This is a genomic window from Crocosphaera chwakensis CCY0110 (assembly GCF_000169335.1).
GTDB classification, from domain to species: Bacteria; Cyanobacteriota; Cyanobacteriia; order Cyanobacteriales; family Microcystaceae; genus Crocosphaera; species Crocosphaera chwakensis.
Genome location: NZ_AAXW01000001.1, coordinates 24,913 through 40,662, shown reverse-complemented (window position 1 = coordinate 40,662; position 15,750 = coordinate 24,913). Strand labels below are relative to the sequence as shown.

General features: G+C 36.6%; 16 protein-coding genes, 1 other RNA gene and 1 pseudogene. 7 read left to right on the top strand and 11 right to left on the bottom strand.

Annotation, left to right across the window (positions count from 1 at the left end):
• Window positions 1–11 precede the first annotated feature (11 nt).
• Window positions 12–227, bottom strand: a complete 216-nt coding sequence (locus CY0110_RS29680; RefSeq protein WP_157464509.1) for a hypothetical protein — start codon at window positions 225–227, stop codon at window positions 12–14.
• Window positions 228–614: 387 nt separating this feature from the next.
• On the opposite strand from CY0110_RS29680, the gene CY0110_RS00195 reads away from it, so the two are divergent.
• On the top strand, window positions 615–1,175 hold the full coding sequence (locus CY0110_RS00195; protein WP_008272495.1) for a pentapeptide repeat-containing protein: 561 nt from the start codon (window positions 615–617) through the stop codon (window positions 1,173–1,175).
• Window positions 1,176–1,188: 13 nt separating this feature from the next.
• Here CY0110_RS00195 and CY0110_RS00190 read toward each other — a convergent pair whose 3' ends face one another.
• Window positions 1,189–2,361 carry an IscS subfamily cysteine desulfurase gene (locus tag CY0110_RS00190; protein ID WP_008272494.1) on the bottom strand — a complete coding sequence of 391 codons (1,173 nt, stop codon included), beginning with the start codon at window positions 2,359–2,361 and terminating at the stop codon, window positions 1,189–1,191.
• A 111-nt stretch (window positions 2,362–2,472) separates the two neighbouring features.
• Between CY0110_RS00190 and CY0110_RS31590 the strand changes: the two genes are divergently transcribed.
• Window positions 2,473–2,556, top strand: a complete 84-nt coding sequence (locus tag CY0110_RS31590; protein WP_408605564.1) for a hypothetical protein — start codon at window positions 2,473–2,475, stop codon at window positions 2,554–2,556.
• A gap of 111 nt (window positions 2,557–2,667) precedes the next feature.
• On the opposite strand, the gene CY0110_RS00185 is transcribed toward CY0110_RS31590, so the two are convergent.
• Entirely contained in the window at window positions 2,668–3,444 is a 777-nt protein-coding gene (locus CY0110_RS00185) for a peroxiredoxin-like family protein (RefSeq protein ID WP_008272493.1), read from the bottom strand.
• Between the two features lie 200 nt (window positions 3,445–3,644).
• Here CY0110_RS00185 and CY0110_RS00180 point away from each other — a divergent pair, with 200 nt between their 5' ends.
• The 3 genes from CY0110_RS00180 to CY0110_RS00170 all read left to right on the top strand — a co-directional run bounded on the left by CY0110_RS00180 (window position 3,645) and on the right by CY0110_RS00170 (window position 5,291).
• A complete protein-coding gene (locus CY0110_RS00180; RefSeq protein ID WP_008272492.1) occupies window positions 3,645–4,136 on the top strand; it encodes an ATP-dependent zinc protease family protein in 492 nt (163 codons plus the stop codon).
• A gap of 96 nt (window positions 4,137–4,232) precedes the next feature.
• Window positions 4,233–5,027, top strand: a complete 795-nt coding sequence (gene hisF, locus CY0110_RS00175; protein ID WP_008272491.1) for an imidazole glycerol phosphate synthase subunit HisF — start codon at window positions 4,233–4,235, stop codon at window positions 5,025–5,027.
• Window positions 5,028–5,099: 72 nt separating this feature from the next.
• Window positions 5,100–5,291, top strand: coding sequence for a hypothetical protein (locus CY0110_RS00170; RefSeq protein ID WP_008272490.1), 192 nt, complete (start codon window positions 5,100–5,102; stop codon window positions 5,289–5,291).
• Between the two features lie 54 nt (window positions 5,292–5,345).
• Here the strand turns inward: CY0110_RS00170 and ffs are convergent.
• The 5 genes and pseudogenes from ffs to CY0110_RS00150 all read right to left on the bottom strand — a co-directional run bounded on the left by ffs (window position 5,346) and on the right by CY0110_RS00150 (window position 8,888).
• Window positions 5,346–5,442: signal recognition particle sRNA small type (ffs, locus tag CY0110_RS28235), an RNA gene on the bottom strand.
• Between the two features lie 36 nt (window positions 5,443–5,478).
• On the bottom strand, window positions 5,479–5,775 hold the full coding sequence (gene gatC / locus CY0110_RS00165) for an Asp-tRNA(Asn)/Glu-tRNA(Gln) amidotransferase subunit GatC (protein ID WP_008272489.1): 297 nt from the start codon (window positions 5,773–5,775) through the stop codon (window positions 5,479–5,481).
• 24 nt (window positions 5,776–5,799) lie between these two features.
• Complete coding sequence (locus CY0110_RS00160) at window positions 5,800–6,321, bottom strand: photosystem I assembly protein Ycf3 (RefSeq protein ID WP_008272488.1); 522 nt, start codon at window positions 6,319–6,321, stop codon at window positions 5,800–5,802.
• Window positions 6,322–6,565: 244 nt separating this feature from the next.
• Window positions 6,566–7,390: a carbohydrate ABC transporter permease gene (locus CY0110_RS00155; RefSeq protein ID WP_035797891.1), complete on the bottom strand. Its 825-nt coding sequence runs from the start codon at window positions 7,388–7,390 to the stop codon at window positions 6,566–6,568.
• 131 nt (window positions 7,391–7,521) lie between these two features.
• Window positions 7,522–8,888, bottom strand: a pseudogene (locus tag CY0110_RS00150) (proton extrusion protein PcxA).
• Window positions 8,889–8,989: 101 nt separating this feature from the next.
• On the opposite strand from CY0110_RS00150, the gene CY0110_RS00145 reads away from it, so the two are divergent.
• Window positions 8,990–11,164 carry a hypothetical protein gene (locus CY0110_RS00145; protein ID WP_008272484.1) on the top strand — a complete coding sequence of 725 codons (2,175 nt, stop codon included), beginning with the start codon at window positions 8,990–8,992 and terminating at the stop codon, window positions 11,162–11,164.
• A 1-nt stretch (window position 11,165) separates the two neighbouring features.
• Here the strand turns inward: CY0110_RS00145 and CY0110_RS00140 are convergent, their stop codons facing one another.
• The 3 genes from CY0110_RS00140 to CY0110_RS00130 all read right to left on the bottom strand — a co-directional run bounded on the left by CY0110_RS00140 (window position 11,166) and on the right by CY0110_RS00130 (window position 14,240).
• Complete coding sequence (locus tag CY0110_RS00140; protein ID WP_008272483.1) at window positions 11,166–11,534, bottom strand: response regulator transcription factor; 369 nt, start codon at window positions 11,532–11,534, stop codon at window positions 11,166–11,168.
• Window positions 11,535–11,765: 231 nt separating this feature from the next.
• Window positions 11,766–11,948 carry a 30S ribosomal protein S21 gene (rpsU, locus tag CY0110_RS00135; protein ID WP_007307443.1) on the bottom strand — a complete coding sequence of 61 codons (183 nt, stop codon included), beginning with the start codon at window positions 11,946–11,948 and terminating at the stop codon, window positions 11,766–11,768.
• A gap of 135 nt (window positions 11,949–12,083) precedes the next feature.
• Complete coding sequence (locus CY0110_RS00130; protein WP_008272482.1) at window positions 12,084–14,240, bottom strand: IMS domain-containing protein; 2,157 nt, start codon at window positions 14,238–14,240, stop codon at window positions 12,084–12,086.
• Between the two features lie 354 nt (window positions 14,241–14,594).
• Between CY0110_RS00130 and pdhA the strand changes: the two genes are divergently transcribed.
• Window positions 14,595–15,626 (top strand): pyruvate dehydrogenase (acetyl-transferring) E1 component subunit alpha, encoded by a 1,032-nt coding sequence (gene pdhA / locus CY0110_RS00125; protein WP_008272481.1) that lies wholly within the window; start codon window positions 14,595–14,597, stop codon window positions 15,624–15,626.
• The last annotated feature ends 124 nt before the right edge of the window (window positions 15,627–15,750 follow it).

The following is a 15,750-nucleotide window of genomic DNA, read 5'->3' as shown; positions in this document are numbered from 1 at the left end:
ATGTCAGTAGGCTATGAATACTGACTATCTCCATCAGGGGAAATGACTTGATGTTTTAGGGTGTCTCTACCCATTTCACAACAAGAGGGTTTATTCAATATTTTGGAAAATCCTGAAGAATAAACTTGCGCTTCGTTGACATTTATATTAAGACGCTGTCTAGGTGGATAGTTATGAGTGGGTAACTTCGATAAAAACGTTGGAGTTTTATCAGCTTTTCTGATCAAACTGATTAATCATGCTTGATTAATCTTCCAATGTTGTGTTTTTGGGTAACCGTCCTATTTTATTAGGGGGATTAGATTGCCTTTTATGTTAGGCTTTGACACAACTATTTATTATTTTAACCCGAATATAACCTAAAAGCTATATCTTTGACAATACTGAGTAATACTACTGGGAAAGTATAAATTGTTTATTAGCTTTTTTTAGGGTAAATAAATAAAAATCATTCAAGTTTAGCTTTTGTCTTAGTTACAGTATTTTTTCTCTACACTATTCTCTAATTACATAGAAATTATGCAACTATGTCATAATACCTATTGACTCAAACTATTTTGAACTGGTATGTTCGGAAGGTAAGCTTTATATTAAAATTTGTTAAGAAAGTAAAAATGCTTAAGTTGAGATTAAGGGAACTTAAACAGAGGTACGCTTTGGGAGCAAGAAACTTTACTTATGCGGATCTCAGCGATTTAGATTTAAGTGGACTTAATCTAGAAAATGTGAATTTTGAAGGAACTAATTTACAAAATTCAAACCTACAAGGAACTAATCTCGAAAAAGCTAATTTAAAAGGTGCTAATCTTACCAACTGCAATCTTTACCGCGCTAATTTTTATCAAGCCGACCTAAGTTATGGTAATTTAATTTACTCTAACTTAAAAGAAGCTAATTTTCATTGTACTTTAATAAAAAATGCCTGTCTAGATTATGGCTGTTTAGAAAGAACTGATTTTAGTGAAGCATATTTACGAAATGTCTCTGTTGAAGGGACTCACTTTATAAGAACTGATTTAACAGATTCTACCCTAATTGATGTTAATTTAAGTCGAGCCTATCTTTCTTCTATCTATTATACTAAACTCACTAAACTCTATAATTGCTTTCAACCAGAAATTATATCTGATGATTTTTTTGACAATATGAGCAAACATATAAAATCAGGATTGTAACTAATAGTATCATTTAAAATTTAGTATTAACTATTGCCTGACGTAAAGATTGAATGGTATTAACAACTTGTTGCGCTACCGTATCAATTTCCTGACTCGTCGTAAACCTTCCTAATCCAAATCTTAAGGATGCGTAAGCTAGTTTATCGGAATGTCCTAATGCTTTAAGAACATGAGATGGTTTTGTTGTAGTAGAGGTACAGGCAGAGCCAGAAGAAAGGGCAACAATTCCTTGTAATCCTAATAATAAGGCTGCTCCATCAACTCCTTCTATACTAACATTAAGATTATTGGGTAAACGTTTGGTAAGATGTCCATTAATAGATACTCCTTCTATATTTAAAAGCTGTTCTTGTAGTCTATTTCTAAGTTCGCTTTGACGTTTATTTTCTGTTTCTATTTCTGCTAATGCTAACTCAATAGCTTTGCCAAATCCGACAATTTGAGGGGTATATAATGTACCTGATCTGATAGCTCTTTCTTGACCCCCCCCATGTAATTGTGAAGCAATATTTACTCTTGGATTGCGACGACGAATATATAAAACACCAACACCTTTAGGCCCATAAATTTTATGGGCAGTTAATGATAGTAAATCAATATTCATATTTTGAACATCTAAAGGAATTTTTCCAATTGCTTGGGCTGCATCGCTATGAAACAATACTTCATTTTTTTTACAAATATCTCCAATTTCTTTCAAGGGTTGAAGAACTCCTATCTCATTATTAGCTGCCATGACTGAAACTAAGATTGTTTCATTACGAATGCTTTTTTCTAAAAATTTTAAATCAATTATTCCGTCTTTTTGTACAGGAAGATAAGTAATTTTAAAGCCTAACTTTTCTAGATATTTACAAGGATCTAAAACGGCACGATGTTCGGTTTGAACAGTAATAATATGTTGTCCTTGATTAAAATAAGCTTCAGCAATTCCTTTTACTGCTAAGTTATTGGCTTCTGTTGCTCCACTGGTGAAAATAATTTCTTCAGGATTACACTTAACTGCATTAGCAATCGTTTCTCTTGCTTTTTTTACGGCTGCTTCTGCTTCCCAACCATAGAAATGATTAATACTAGAAGGGTTACCAAAATGTTCAGTAAAATAAGGTAACATTGCCTCTAATACCCTCTTATCCATTGGGGTTGTAGCGTGACAATCTAAATAAATAGGACGTTGAGACATAGGCTAAGGTTTCAGTTGATAATTGTCTTTTTTTAGTTTAACAAATATTATAATTTTTTGATTAGGGGTGAGGGTTGCCAACAGAAATACAAGCATTAAAAGCGGTATTGTTTGTGCCAGTGTCTTTCTAATAGCTTTCAGCCTATCTATGTATTTCGTTCTGATAGTAAATACCAATTAATTCAAGATTTATAATTGATCGTTTATTTTTTAAAGCTATTTAATTCTAATCTTTTTTAAGGTAAATAAGTTTAACTGTTTAAGCGATAAAAGACACAATTATATTAATGTTTCTGATATTTTTCACTAAGAATCGAAGCATAAAAAAGATAATGGATTACTCATGTTTTCAGCAAAACCAAGCACTCCTTTATCTCGATGTTCATATAATAAATTACCTTGTTGATCAAATAAAAAAGTGGCTCCTCTTTGAGTTAAATAAGCAGCATCAGGGACATAGGTTTTCCAGCTACTTAATACTTCAGTCATATTCCTTAATCTTAAGGTTGCTAACTCAAAAGGCCGCTGATACCCTTTCCCTCCTGCTAGGTTAAAAAATGACCCTTTTAGAGGGGGTAAAATATTGGTATTAATCACTTCTTGATCTCCAATTAATTGAGGGGCTTTTTTATCTCCTGTATATCCTCTCAACACTTCTTTTAAAGTTCCTTTACTTCCAATTCCTGCACACATCAACATTAAATTGACCCAAGCATTTTGACTATCATTCAGTCCTGGTATATTCCAAGATAATCCTTCATATAACCCTAATTTTTCGTGAATATTAGCGTCAGGATCAACAAATAAGTTTTCTTGAGGAAATTTAGTATAATTACAAAATTTTAATCCTGATTCACGATTACCAATACCAATGGCTTTTACTATTATATTATTTGCTGAAATTTCTGATGATTTTTGATTTAACCACCAAGCATATTCAAGGGTATCAAAATCTCCTAATTGTGACCAAAGGATCACTAACAAGCGAGAGTAAGATTGGCAATTAGTGAAAATAGGAATAGTTTTGCCATCGCTAACCCGTAAAAGGGAAGTTTGTTTTAAATAATCAAAAACTTTCATCATTCTTTATACTAATACAATAGAGCGATTCTTCTGGGACAGAAAAAATGACCAGAAACAGGATAATTTAATAGACATCTATTATATCCATTTATTTGAGCAACTTCCAAAACTATTTTTGTTAATATTTTAGATTAACGATTTCCTGAAGGTCATCTTTTACTGTATTCTGAGTAAAAGATGATAATTAATTGTAAATTTTCATGGAACAGAAACATAGCAAAAAAGATAAAGACTCTTTCGGTATTATTGGGTGGAGAGAATGGTTAGATTTACCCGAATTAGGCATTACTGAAATTAAGGCTAAAATCGATACAGGAGCAAGATCGTCAGCATTACACGCTTTTCATATCAAAGAAATTGAAAAAGAGGGTACAAGGATGATTCATTTTCAAGTTCATCCCTATCAAAAAGATAAAGAAACTACTGTTAATTGTGAAGCGAAACTATTAGAATGGCGTAACGTTAAAAACTCTGGCGGACATAAACAATATCGTCCGGTTATTTTAACTCCTGTAGAAATAGGAGGACAAGTCTGGAATATTGAATTAACCTTAACTAATAGGGATGTGATGGGTTTTCGGATGTTATTAGGACGAGAAGCGGTTCGTGATCGATTTTTAGTTCATCCAGGAGACTCATTTTTATTATCTGAGTCAAAAGCAAAAAAGCATAAAAAAAAGTCTCATTGTTAAGGGATTAAACTTAAAATTAATCAAAATTTTTTAAGGAGCATCACAAGATTATGTCAACATGAAAAGAGTGATATCAATAAACCAAAAAACTAATCAATGTTAGCCAAAAGAATCTTACCTTGTTTAGATGTTAATGCAGGCCGCGTTGTTAAAGGAGTCAATTTTGTTGATCTTCAAGACGCAGGAGACCCAGTAGAATTGGCGAAGGTGTATAATGATGCGGGGGCAGATGAATTAGTCTTTTTAGACATTACAGCGACCCACGAACAACGGGATACTATCATTGATGTGGTTTACCGTACCGCCGAAGTTGTTTTTATTCCCTTGACAGTTGGGGGAGGCATTTCAACCTTAGAACAAATTAAACTTTTGTTAAGAGCTGGTGCTGATAAAGTGAGTGTTAACTCATCTGCTGTAAGAAATCCTGATTTTATTAATAAGGCAAGCGATCGCTTTGGAAAACAGTGTATTGTGGTGGCAATCGATGCAAAGTGCCGTCATAACCCCAATAATCCTGGTTGGGATGTGTATGTTCGGGGAGGAAGAGAAAATACGGGCTTAGATGCCATAAAATGGGCAGTTGAAATGGAAAAAAGAGGGGCAGGGGAACTATTAATTACGAGTATGGATGCGGATGGAACCCAGGCTGGTTATGACTTAGAGTTAACTCGTACCATTGCTCAACAAGTGGAAATTCCCGTTATTGCTTCAGGAGGTGCCGGAAATTGTCAGCATATCTACGAAGCATTGACAGAAGGGAAGTCAGAAGCAGCTTTACTCGCTTCTTTGCTCCATTATGGACAATTAACCATTGCTGAGGTCAAAAATTATCTAAGAGACCGCCAAATTCCTGTCCGCAGTAATCTTGACTACATCTTGAGAAAATCTTAATTTTGGCAATTGTTCACTGTTAGCTAAGGATTGTGTATTAGAATAGAAAGAAAAGTTAACATTTTTTAAAATATGTTGATACCAATTTTAATATTCGACGTTGCCTTAGTTGCTTGGTCGCTGCATTTGATGCAGGAAGCCATCGAACACCAAGAATTCTCTCTGATGTTAGCAGGAACATTAGTTGCTCTGTCTGCTGCTGCTATGTTAGTGGTCTATTTTCTCATGGGTCATTGTCTAACTTACTTGACAAATGTTTCATGATATGTTAGACCAGTGCTGTAATAGAAAAACTTTAAAAAATTTTTTATCCAATAAAAAGACTCGGAGTTTACGCCTATCACAAGCATCCCGTATTGCTGCTACCTTCCGGTCCTGACAAGGTTTGGGCGTTGTAATTGCGTAAGTCCGAGTCACCTATTATTATAACATAAAAATATCTCAATGATAATTATTCCTCATCGGTATTGAGAATTTGCGGAACTCTAAAAAAGTCGTCTTCTGGGTTGGGTGCTTCTTGTAACAGAGCTTCTCGATCACTATAAACTTGAGAACTATCCTGACGAGTGATATTGCTCAGTTCGACGGCGCGAGTTGTGGGAGAAACATTTTCCGTATCCAACTCACCTAACTGTTCAAAATAGTCTAAAATGTCGCTTAACTGACCAGCAAACTGTTCTTCTTCTTCTGGGGTTATGTCCAAACGAGCTAAATGAGCGATCTTCTGGACTTGTTGACGATCTAACATAAATAAAGGTTCCTGTAATGGGATTTAGAAAAAGACATCCATTTCTGAGCGTCCTGTAATTTTTAGCCAGTTTTGGGCTTCAATGTAGTTATTAGGAGCCAAACGGATAGCCTGTTTCCAATATTCGGCTGCTTTATCGAATAGGGCTTCTGCTTCGTTGATATTCCCTTCAGATTTAGCTTTTTCCCCTTGATAATGATAAATGACGGCAATATTATTTAAGGCTGAGGGCATTTGTGGATTTAAGTCTACTGCTTGCTCATAATAGTCGAGTGCTTTGGCGTGTTCACCGTTGCTGGCGTGAATAATGCCGATATTGTAAAGAATATAACTGCGATCGTTACCATCCTCTTCTAACTTAAGTGCTTCATAATAGTTATCTAAGGCTTCAGCATATTCTCCGTCTGCTTGGGCTGACATACCATCTCGATAATAGACAAAAGCTTCTTTGGCTTTTTTGTTAGCTGGCAGCATTTTGAGGATGATATCTGCCATGACAGTAAAGCTTTTATCGATAAAATTATCATTACGTTGAGTTCTAGGCATAGATTTGACGTTGAAGACAAAATAGTATTCTTAATACTATCAAAATTTTAGCAAACATCGATACAAACGACTTTAGAAGACATAAATTTCTCAGTAACTAAATGATGGACAAAATGTTAACTTTAGTTAAGAAAACAAGTATCATAAACAATAATTATTACTTCCTGAAAAATATTAGAAGATGATGAAGATGAATAATAATTTAGTGCGATCTCGAAGAGATCCGCTTTGCGGTGCGCAAAAATTAACCCTTAACACCGCTTCCAGTTTCTGTGGGGATAATATAGCGTTGTAAAAACACAAATAAAAGCACAACCGGAACAATAGAAATAATTGATCCAGCAGCAATCAGTCGCCAGTCTAAATCTAACGCACTGGCCAGTTTAGCCACGCCTAAAGGCAGAGTATAGTATTCAGGACGATCTAATACAATCAGAGGCCATAAGAAGTCACTCCAGGAACCAATAAAGACAAAAATTGCTAAAGTAACTAACGCAGGACGGATCGAAGGTATCATAATATGCCACCAGATCCCTAATTCTGAACAACCATCAATTCTTGCTGCTTCTTCTAACTCTTTGGGAACCCCTTGAAAGGCTTGACGCAAGAGAAAAATGCCGAAAGCAGAGGCTAAACTAGGAAAAATTACCCCTAAATAAGTATTTCGTAACCCCAACTGTACTGTAAGAATATATAACGGGATCATCACGATCTGAAAAGGAATCATAATCGTAGCAATCACCGCAGCAAAAATACTATCTCGTCCCCAAAAATCAAGTCTTGCTAAAGGATAAGCAGCTAAAGAACAGAATAATAGATTTAAAACGACAGTTAGCACAGCAATTAAGGTACTATTCCCTAAATATCGCCCAAACGGATAGGTTTGCCAAACAACACGGAAATTTCCCCAGGTTGGTTGAGTGGGAAACCAAGTGGTAAATACATCTTCTGTCGGAGATTTAAAGGCGGTACTGAGTAACCACAATAGGGGAAACAACATGGCTACTGCTATCACAGTTAATAGTAAATAAAGGCCAAAACGTTGGATTAAAGATTTTTGGGTCATCATTCGGAACTGTAGGGAAAGAGTCAATCTTTATTAAATTTTCCGCGATTTTACCATAGCGCGATGGTTCCTAGAGTGATTGAGTTCTGAGTTTCATATTATTATGACATCTCATACTTAATCTACACTGTAACTTACTCATTCATATTCTTATAAGTAGCCACCGCAGAGGGAGAAATACGATTAAGATAACGGAAGATCCAATATTTGAGAACTGTATCTAAAATAACTGGAAAAGTAGCAATAAAGAGAAAGTTAAATTCTTGATTTTCGGGTAAACCAAAATGATGAGCAACTCCTTCTAAAATTACCTCCCAACCATGAGGAGAGTGGAAACCCACAAACATATCAGTAAACAAAATAATCAAAAAAGCTTTAGCTGGATCACTCAAACCATATAAGATTTCATCCAAAAAAGATTTTAGAACTTCAATTTCTTTGCGACTACTCACAATTACAATCGCAAAAGCAGTGACTGAAAATAAATCCGCAAAAACATTGCCGATCGAATTAATTCCTTGTCCGCGATACGCTTCTGTGATTTCTTGGGCTTTTTCTTGTACTTTTTCTTCAACTTCTTCGTCTGTTAATGGTTCTCTTAATCCAATTAACCCCTGGAATCGTAAAATTTCTTCATAATGACTTAACTCTTCAAAGGCTTCTTCTTCCAAATCCTTATTAATAAAAACCACTTCCTCGTGATTATGGAAATATTGATTAATAATTGGGGTTAATAGAAAAGTTTTAGTTAATTGATGAGTTAATAAAGGAACAATTATCAACAACAAAATAAACTTAATTGATAAAGCTGTTCTTAAACGAGATTTTCGATATTTATTAAGAACTTGTTCTTCACTTTCCCCAGATTTCGGGTCGATTTCTTGTTTTATTTTGTTGAGGGTATTAATAAAAGATCGAGGTAAAACACCTGTTTTTTGAGAAGCAGATTCTAAACGGCGATCATTTTCTTCAGAGGAATAAGTCTGATTACTATTATTAGGAATTTTTGGGTTAATTTGATTAAGATACTTACTATCTAATTGCTCTTTTTCTTTGTTCTGTGACGGTTCTTTTGCCAAGACCAAAGAACCATCATAAACTTCCTGCTTATCACGGGATTGATATTTAGAGGCGACTTGGTCAATAAACTCTAATTTCTCAAAAGAATAGCAGCAGTTGTCGTATTTCTTTGTAATTCTCGTTCCGTTATCTGGCCTTGAGGAGATTCTTGTATATTAGATATATTCAGGAAAAGGCGACTGGTTTTAAAGACACCTAATCCCATATTAATTTTTTGTAAATAACCATTTACTTCTGTTTTAAAATAAGAGATAACACTGTCTCCATAGTCAGCGTTTTCCTTGGACACCTTTTTTCCGCCAAAATGGTTGTCTTCAATTTCCTTTATTTTTAAAGCTGCTTTATAAGCGTTATCTAAGGATCTTTCTGGGGTAGCTGTTAACCAGTTAGAAGTCTTTTTAATTAAGGACCTAAAATTCATAATAATTGCTACTTACCTGCAACAAAGAAAAAATAAAATAGATAGAGAAACTAGAATCAACCAATGCAAAATAATTGTATGTTAACCCATTTAGTTGAGGAATGTCCGTGAAGCGAACCTCTCTGTGGATTGAAGGAACCACCCGCACCGGAAAAACAACCCAATTGGTTAAAGAGTTTTGTGATTGGGTTGAAAACAAACGTAAAGATAAGATAAAATCCTCAGTTCAATCAGTAACCCGAAATCTTGCTTCATCAGTGTTGATTTTTTCCGTTAATGATGACAATCGCCGTGATTTAGCTGATCGACTGTCTTTAGCCGTTAATGGTAGTTACCCCATTAACTGTAAAACCCCGATGGGATGGATGAGAGATGAGATCAAATTGTTTTGGCCGTTATTATTTGAGGAACTTTCCCTAAAAGCACAGTTTCCCTTACTCTTACGTCCCGAAACGGAACAATTCCTAGCCACTCAGTTATGGCGATTTTTTTGTACGACCAATGAGAGATCCGACTTAAACCAATATCCAACAAGATTAACCCGAAACAGTGAGTTTCGCTTTATTCGTCAAACTTTGGATTTATTACAGTTAGCAGGTGCAAGTGGGATCATGGTTGAGCATATCCCCTACATTCTAGAACATGGTTTAGAAAGAGGGGAGTATTTTTTAGAAGAGTTAAATAATTCAGAGACAGAGGAGACTACTGTTGCTCAATTACGGGGTGATTTTCTTTTGGAATGGCAAGAGTGGTGTTTAAAACGGGGTTTTTTAACTTATGGATTAATTTATACTCTGTATTGGCGATATTTATTACCCAATCCCCACTATCAACGCCATTTAATCCCGCGTTATCAGGGAGTTTTTGCTGATGATGTGGATGATTATCCAGCTATTGCTAAAGATTTATTTCAGTTTCTCTTAGATAATAATGCCTTTGGAGTCTTTACCTACAACCCTGATGGACAAGTTCGTTTAGGATTAAATGCAGATCCTGACTATTTATATCAATTATCATCTCATTGTGAGATCAAACTATTATCAAACTATCCCAGAATTCAGAGTAATTATGGTGACTTAATCGTACAATTATCCAGTAATCCTTTATCAGTAGAAACCTTACCCGATTGTTTTACCTCCATCCAAACGATTTCCCGTGCTGAACTATTACGAAATACTGCTAATTTTATTGTTGAAACTATCAAAAACAAACAAATTAACCCAGAAGATGTTGCTATTATTGCCCCAGGATTAGACGAAATTGCTCGTTATACATTAATGGAAATCTTATCGGCTGCGAGTATTCCCATTAAACCATTAAATGAACAACGTTCTTTAATCAGTTTTCCTTTAGTTAAAGCTTTATTGACTCTTTTAGGACTGGTTTATCCATGTTTAGGGGATTGTTTCAGAGGTGATGATATTGCTCAAATGCTCACCACATTGAGTTATGATGCTGAGCAAAAAATAGCAATGATTGATCCTGTAAGAGCCGGTTTAATTGCTGATAGTTGTTATGAAGTTAAGTTAAAAACACCTCAATTATTACCCATTGAAACTTATCCCCGTTGGGATAGAATTGGTTATCAAGCAACAGCAGCTTATAATCATCTTGTTGATTGGATAAAAGTCACCAAAGAGCAAGTAACCCAAGAGCAAATTTCTAATCCGATGATAGTATTAGATAAAGCGATTCAAGAACTAATAGAAGTCAATTATCAATTATCCTATCAACAATTATCTGCTCTAAGAGAGTTAACAGAAACTACTCGCCATTTTTGGGAAATTGATCGTCGTTTACGACAATACAATCCTAATCCTAAATCTCCGCAAGAAACCTTAATAGAGTTTATTCAATTATTACAACGGGGAACTATTACAGCCAATCCTCGGCCTATGTATTACTTAGGAAAAAAACCCAGTTATGTGACCTTAGCAACAATTTTCCAATATCGGTCTTTACGAACTTACCATCGTTGGCAATTTTGGCTAGATATCTCATCAAATTTATGGGAAAAAGGTGGGGCTTCAGTGCTATTTTGCGCCCCCTTATTCCTCCGAAAATGGTCTGGACACACCCTAACCCCTGAAGATGAATTTGAAGCGGATCAAGCACGTTTAAAGCGCATTTTGAGGGATTTATTGGGGAGAGTAGAAGACAAAATTATTTTATGTCACAGTGATTTAAGTGTTAAAGGAACAGAACAAACAGGGGCTTTATTAACCTTAGTTAATGGTTCTCAAGAAATAGAACTCACCATGAATAATAAAAAATAGTTTAGGAATTTCTTAACAATTGTTTAACTGTTCCAAGTAATTCCTCATGGGGAAATGGCTTAATAATATAAGCATCAGCCCCTTGTTTTAATCCCCAGTAACTATCAACTTGGGTGTTTTTAGTTGAACAAAGAATGACAGGGATATGCTCTGTTTTAGGATCACTTTTAATACTACGACAAGTCTGATAACCATTAAGTTTGGGCATAACCACATCGAGAATAATCAGATCCGGAGCAAGGGATTTTAACTTTTCTAAAGCTTCAGCCCCATCTATGGCTGTGGTAACGGAAAAACCATTATCTATCAGTAAACCAGCAATTAGTTCACGTTGAGCAGTGCTATCATCGGCTAATAAAATTGTAGTCATAAGAAGTCATTGAGAAATAAGCATTAGTGACAACCAATCATCAAGATCCTATCAAATAGGATACCCCGAAACCTAATACAATTATCATTATTACAGAATAAGGTTATCAAACCATATTCAAAAGCCCTAACTTTGTTGTTATGGTTAGGGCTATTTAACCTTCCCTAGAGATTAGGATGAAGGATTATTATATGAATTCACATATCGCTATTAGCAAAGAACCGCTAAAATTTAGTGTCGGCGCGATCGCTGTCTTCGCCGAGTTGCTTCTTTGCGTTTGCGTTTTTCCTGTGGCGTTTCAAAAAATTGGTGCTTTTTATAGTCTGTATAGATTCCAGCTTTAGCAACCTGTCGTTTAAATCGACGTAACGCAGATTCAATGGGTTCGTTTTGACCAACAACTACTTGGGTCATTATTTAACTTTACACCTCCTTTTTTGTGTGGGTTTATCATTGTCAGCTACAAGGCTAACATACTTTATTTTTATTAAAGCTTATTGAGGCACATTTTCTCAACTTACTAAGTATAGCTTATTATTAATTTTATCATTATTGTATGACATTAATCTCTCGGATCAACCAGCGATCGCCTTGACGAACTAAATCATAACGAACCCGTAAATTATCGTTATAAGACCGACTTTCCCTATTTCTTTGATAGTATTGAGCTACTTCTTGAACATTAGCATCGACCACTGCTTGATTAGGATTATTGCTATCGGGCTTAAAGGAATTTATTTTAACGTCGTGTTCATAAGTCCAGTAGTTTTGATTTTGTTGTAATTGTTGAGCCTGTCTTTTCCAGCGAGATAGGAGGGGATCAGCCAAAATTTTATTCAACGATTCAAGGTTATGGTCTTGACCAAAAGCTTGAGATTTACTGGATAACCAGGTTTCTACTACTTGCTGCGCTCCTTCTAAGGTCAACATTCCGGTAGCTGTTACCATTTGAGCATCAGCCGGCGGGATATCGATCAGGGGTCGATGGAGAGCAACGGAATATTGTCCTTTTTCAAGTGCTGATAAGGGAGAATTGGCTTTGTATATCCAAGTCATTCCCAAGGCCATTAATCCGACTCCTCCAAAAATAGCAACTACGGTTAGGTTTAATTTTGAACTACGCCGTGGGTGACGAACTGGGTTCGTCTCTGTGAGAGGAACGGTTTGGACTGCGGACGGCTTTAAACTTAGGGATTGTTCGGAAACCGTTTGAGTCAACGGCTTAGGGTCAGGTTTTGGAGAATATTGCTTGCGTTTACGACGACGCACATCTCGAATATCTACAGGAGATAGGGAACGAACTGGCAGGCTAATGGGATCTAAGGCAGCGTTTCCTTGTTCTAAGGGTTGATAGCTAGGATAACGACGATTATGCAGACGACTCCGAGAAGATTTGGTTTTTTCAGAGGTCGTCACCATTTGGGGTTTGGGACGAGGGGGACTGAGAAGTTGATTGAGATAGGTTTGAACACCTTGATCAGCAAAATATTCTTTTAAAGAAGCGGTTTTTTCTTTCAAATCTCGAAAATGGGCAAAAACCTCTGCTTGTAACCAATGTTCACTATAACGACATAAACCCGGCAAGAGATCCGGAGCGCCTTGGGACTGTTCTCGGATAAAGTTTAAGGCTTGTTGGTCTTGGCATTGCTCTAAGGCTTGGGCTGCTACTTGGGTTTGCCCCAGTAATAGGGCAACAATGGACTGTTCGATAGATACATCTTGGCGAGGTTCCAAACCTTCCAACACCGTTTTCGCTTCTAATATCAAGGACGGTTGTTTTTGGGCAAAACCTCTGGCAATTAGAGCGTATACCCCTAAATAAGCAGCCACAGAGGAGGGGCGCTCAGCCTCTTTCATAAAAATATCTTTTTGTTCGGCTGCTGTTAAATAAGTCCGAATTTGCTGAATAAATCGTAAAAAATCATCAATTCCTAACCCTGAGTGATCGTCCCCCTTTCCATCGATCCCTTGACGCTCTTCTAACATCGATTTTAATAACTCAATCCCTGTTTGACGGGAGATTTTGTTTTTTAGAGGGGCTGCTAATAATTCTAAAATGCGATAAGGACGCAATTTGTAAAGTTCTGCTTGAATTTCTGCTTGTATGGAGGGAAACAGGTTATTTTTTTTGAGTAGAGTTAATCCTTGATCTCCTGCTAAAGCTGCTTGCTCATAGGCTGCTTGATGCCACTGTTCTCGGCTAATTTCTAAATAAGCTAAAGCAATGCTTAAGATTGTGTCGGTACGCTGCTTGGTGGCTGTATTATCAATATCTAAGGAAAGAGAAGAGGCAGGTAGGGTCTGAAGATAACTTTCACCATATTTAATAGCTAGCTCATATTCTCCTAATTCATGGAGAATTAAAAGGCTACCAGGAAGTTGCCCTGGCTCAATCTCGATTTCTGAAGTGGTTGGTACAAAAGTTTCCCCTATTACTTCAGTCCCTGATGAAGATGACTTTTCCCCTTCCTCTTGATAAGAAGCTTGATCTTGCCAAAATTGAGTTTCATACTTGGCTTTTTGAGCAGGATTAGATAAAACACTATAAGCTTGCTCTAGTAACCGCCTGCGGGCTTGAATCGCTTGGTTACTATATTCTCGGCGGGGTAACTGAACACTGCGATCGCGATGAGCTTGACGAATTTGCTCATCTGTTGCTTGGGGAAAAATTCCTAATATCCTGTAGTAGTCTAGCGGTATGCGCACGGGTGACTTCCTCAGAGCAGGGTGACTTAACTTTATATATTTATAATTAACAACAATGATGATAAAGAATCATCTATAGAATTTAGGGTATTTGATTATTAGATCAAAAATAAAGGATTGGCAAAATTGTAACTTAAAGATTCATTTTAGTAAAAGTTTTTTTTTATTTATGGTAAACATGGCCACCTAACCTCAGTGTCCCTATTCAGTTTAAACTAGAACAGGAGGAAATTAGTTTTTCCTAAAACCGATTACGATAGCTTACCTCGATATACGATTGTAGCGATATTTTTGATTCTTGGTTTGCTGCTTTAAAAGTTAGTTCAATTGTTCTTAATTATTGTTTGAATTGTTATGGTTTCTGAACGTACTTTACCTGAATTTAATACAGCGTCAATTCAACTCAGCAAAGAAGAAGGATTGATGTTGTACGAAGATATGACGTTAGGACGCTTATTCGAGGATAAGTGTGCGGAAATGTATTATCGGGGTCGAATGTTTGGCTTTGTCCATCTCTACAACGGGCAAGAAGCAGTATCTACTGGTATTATTAAAGCCTTACGTCCTGATGAAGATTATGTGGCGAGTACCTATCGGGATCACGTCCATGCCCTCAGTTGTGGTGTTCCTCCCCGTGAAGTGATGGCCGAATTATTTGGGAAACAGACCGGTTGTAGTAAAGGCCGGGGAGGCTCGATGCACTTATTCTCAGAACAACATCGTCTTTTAGGGGGTTACGCTTTTGTCGCAGAAGGTATTCCAGTGGCCACAGGGGCAGCCTTTCAAAGTAAGTATCGCCGAGAAGCCATGGGAGATGACAGCGCCGATCAAGTGACGGCCTGTTTCTTTGGTGATGGGGCGAGTAATAATGGTCAATTTTTTGAATGTTTGAATATGGCCGCCCTCTGGAAATTACCCATTATTTATGTGGTAGAAAATAATAAATGGGCGATCGGTATGGCTCACAACCGCGCCACCTCTCAACCCGAAATTTACAAAAAAGCCAGTGTCTTTGATATGGTTGGAGTAGAAGTGGATGGGATGGACGTTTTAGCGGTGAGAAAAGTCGCCCAAGAAGCGGTTGCCAGGGCTAGGGCAGGAGAAGGACCTACCTTGATCGAAGCGTTAACGTATCGTTTCCGAGGTCATTCCTTAGCTGATCCCGATGAACTGCGATCGCCTGATGAAAAACAGTTTTGGGGCAGTAAAGATCCCATTCAACGATTAGAAGCCTATTTAATTGAGCATAACTTAGTCAATCAAAACGAGTTAGACGAAATTAAGCAACAGGTTCAAGCAAAGGTTGATGACGCGGTTAAATTTGCGGAAGAAAGTCCCGAACCTGATCCCAAAGACTTATATCGTTACGTTTTTGCTCAAGATTAATACAATGATGCTTCTATAGCACTATGTATTATGATTAGGACATTGAGAAAATTACAAAACCTTGTAAGGTGGGCAGTGCCCACCCTAGGATAATATTATGACATTTTTTTATAGGAGAAAAACT

Coding starts and splice junctions, on each gene's coding strand:
- CY0110_RS00170 (WP_008272490.1), top strand. CDS start 5,100: ATGTTGATACCAATTTTAATATTCGACGTTGCCTTAGTTGCTTGGTCG.
- CY0110_RS00145 (WP_008272484.1), top strand. CDS start 8,990: ATGTCCGTGAAGCGAACCTCTCTGTGGATTGAAGGAACCACCCGCACC.
- CY0110_RS00190 (WP_008272494.1), bottom strand. CDS start 2,361: ATGTCTCAACGTCCTATTTATTTAGATTGTCACGCTACAACCCCAATG.
- CY0110_RS00185 (WP_008272493.1), bottom strand. CDS start 3,444: ATGATGAAAGTTTTTGATTATTTAAAACAAACTTCCCTTTTACGGGTT.
- pdhA (WP_008272481.1), top strand. CDS start 14,595: ATGGTTTCTGAACGTACTTTACCTGAATTTAATACAGCGTCAATTCAA.
- CY0110_RS00180 (WP_008272492.1), top strand. CDS start 3,645: ATGGAACAGAAACATAGCAAAAAAGATAAAGACTCTTTCGGTATTATT.
- hisF (WP_008272491.1), top strand. CDS start 4,233: ATGTTAGCCAAAAGAATCTTACCTTGTTTAGATGTTAATGCAGGCCGC.
- CY0110_RS00195 (WP_008272495.1), top strand. CDS start 615: ATGCTTAAGTTGAGATTAAGGGAACTTAAACAGAGGTACGCTTTGGGA.
- gatC (WP_008272489.1), bottom strand. CDS start 5,775: ATGTTAGATCGTCAACAAGTCCAGAAGATCGCTCATTTAGCTCGTTTG.
- rpsU (WP_007307443.1), bottom strand. CDS start 11,948: ATGACCCAAGTAGTTGTTGGTCAAAACGAACCCATTGAATCTGCGTTA.
- CY0110_RS00140 (WP_008272483.1), bottom strand. CDS start 11,534: ATGACTACAATTTTATTAGCCGATGATAGCACTGCTCAACGTGAACTA.
- CY0110_RS00155 (WP_035797891.1), bottom strand. CDS start 7,390: ATGATGACCCAAAAATCTTTAATCCAACGTTTTGGCCTTTATTTACTA.
- CY0110_RS00160 (WP_008272488.1), bottom strand. CDS start 6,321: ATGCCTAGAACTCAACGTAATGATAATTTTATCGATAAAAGCTTTACT.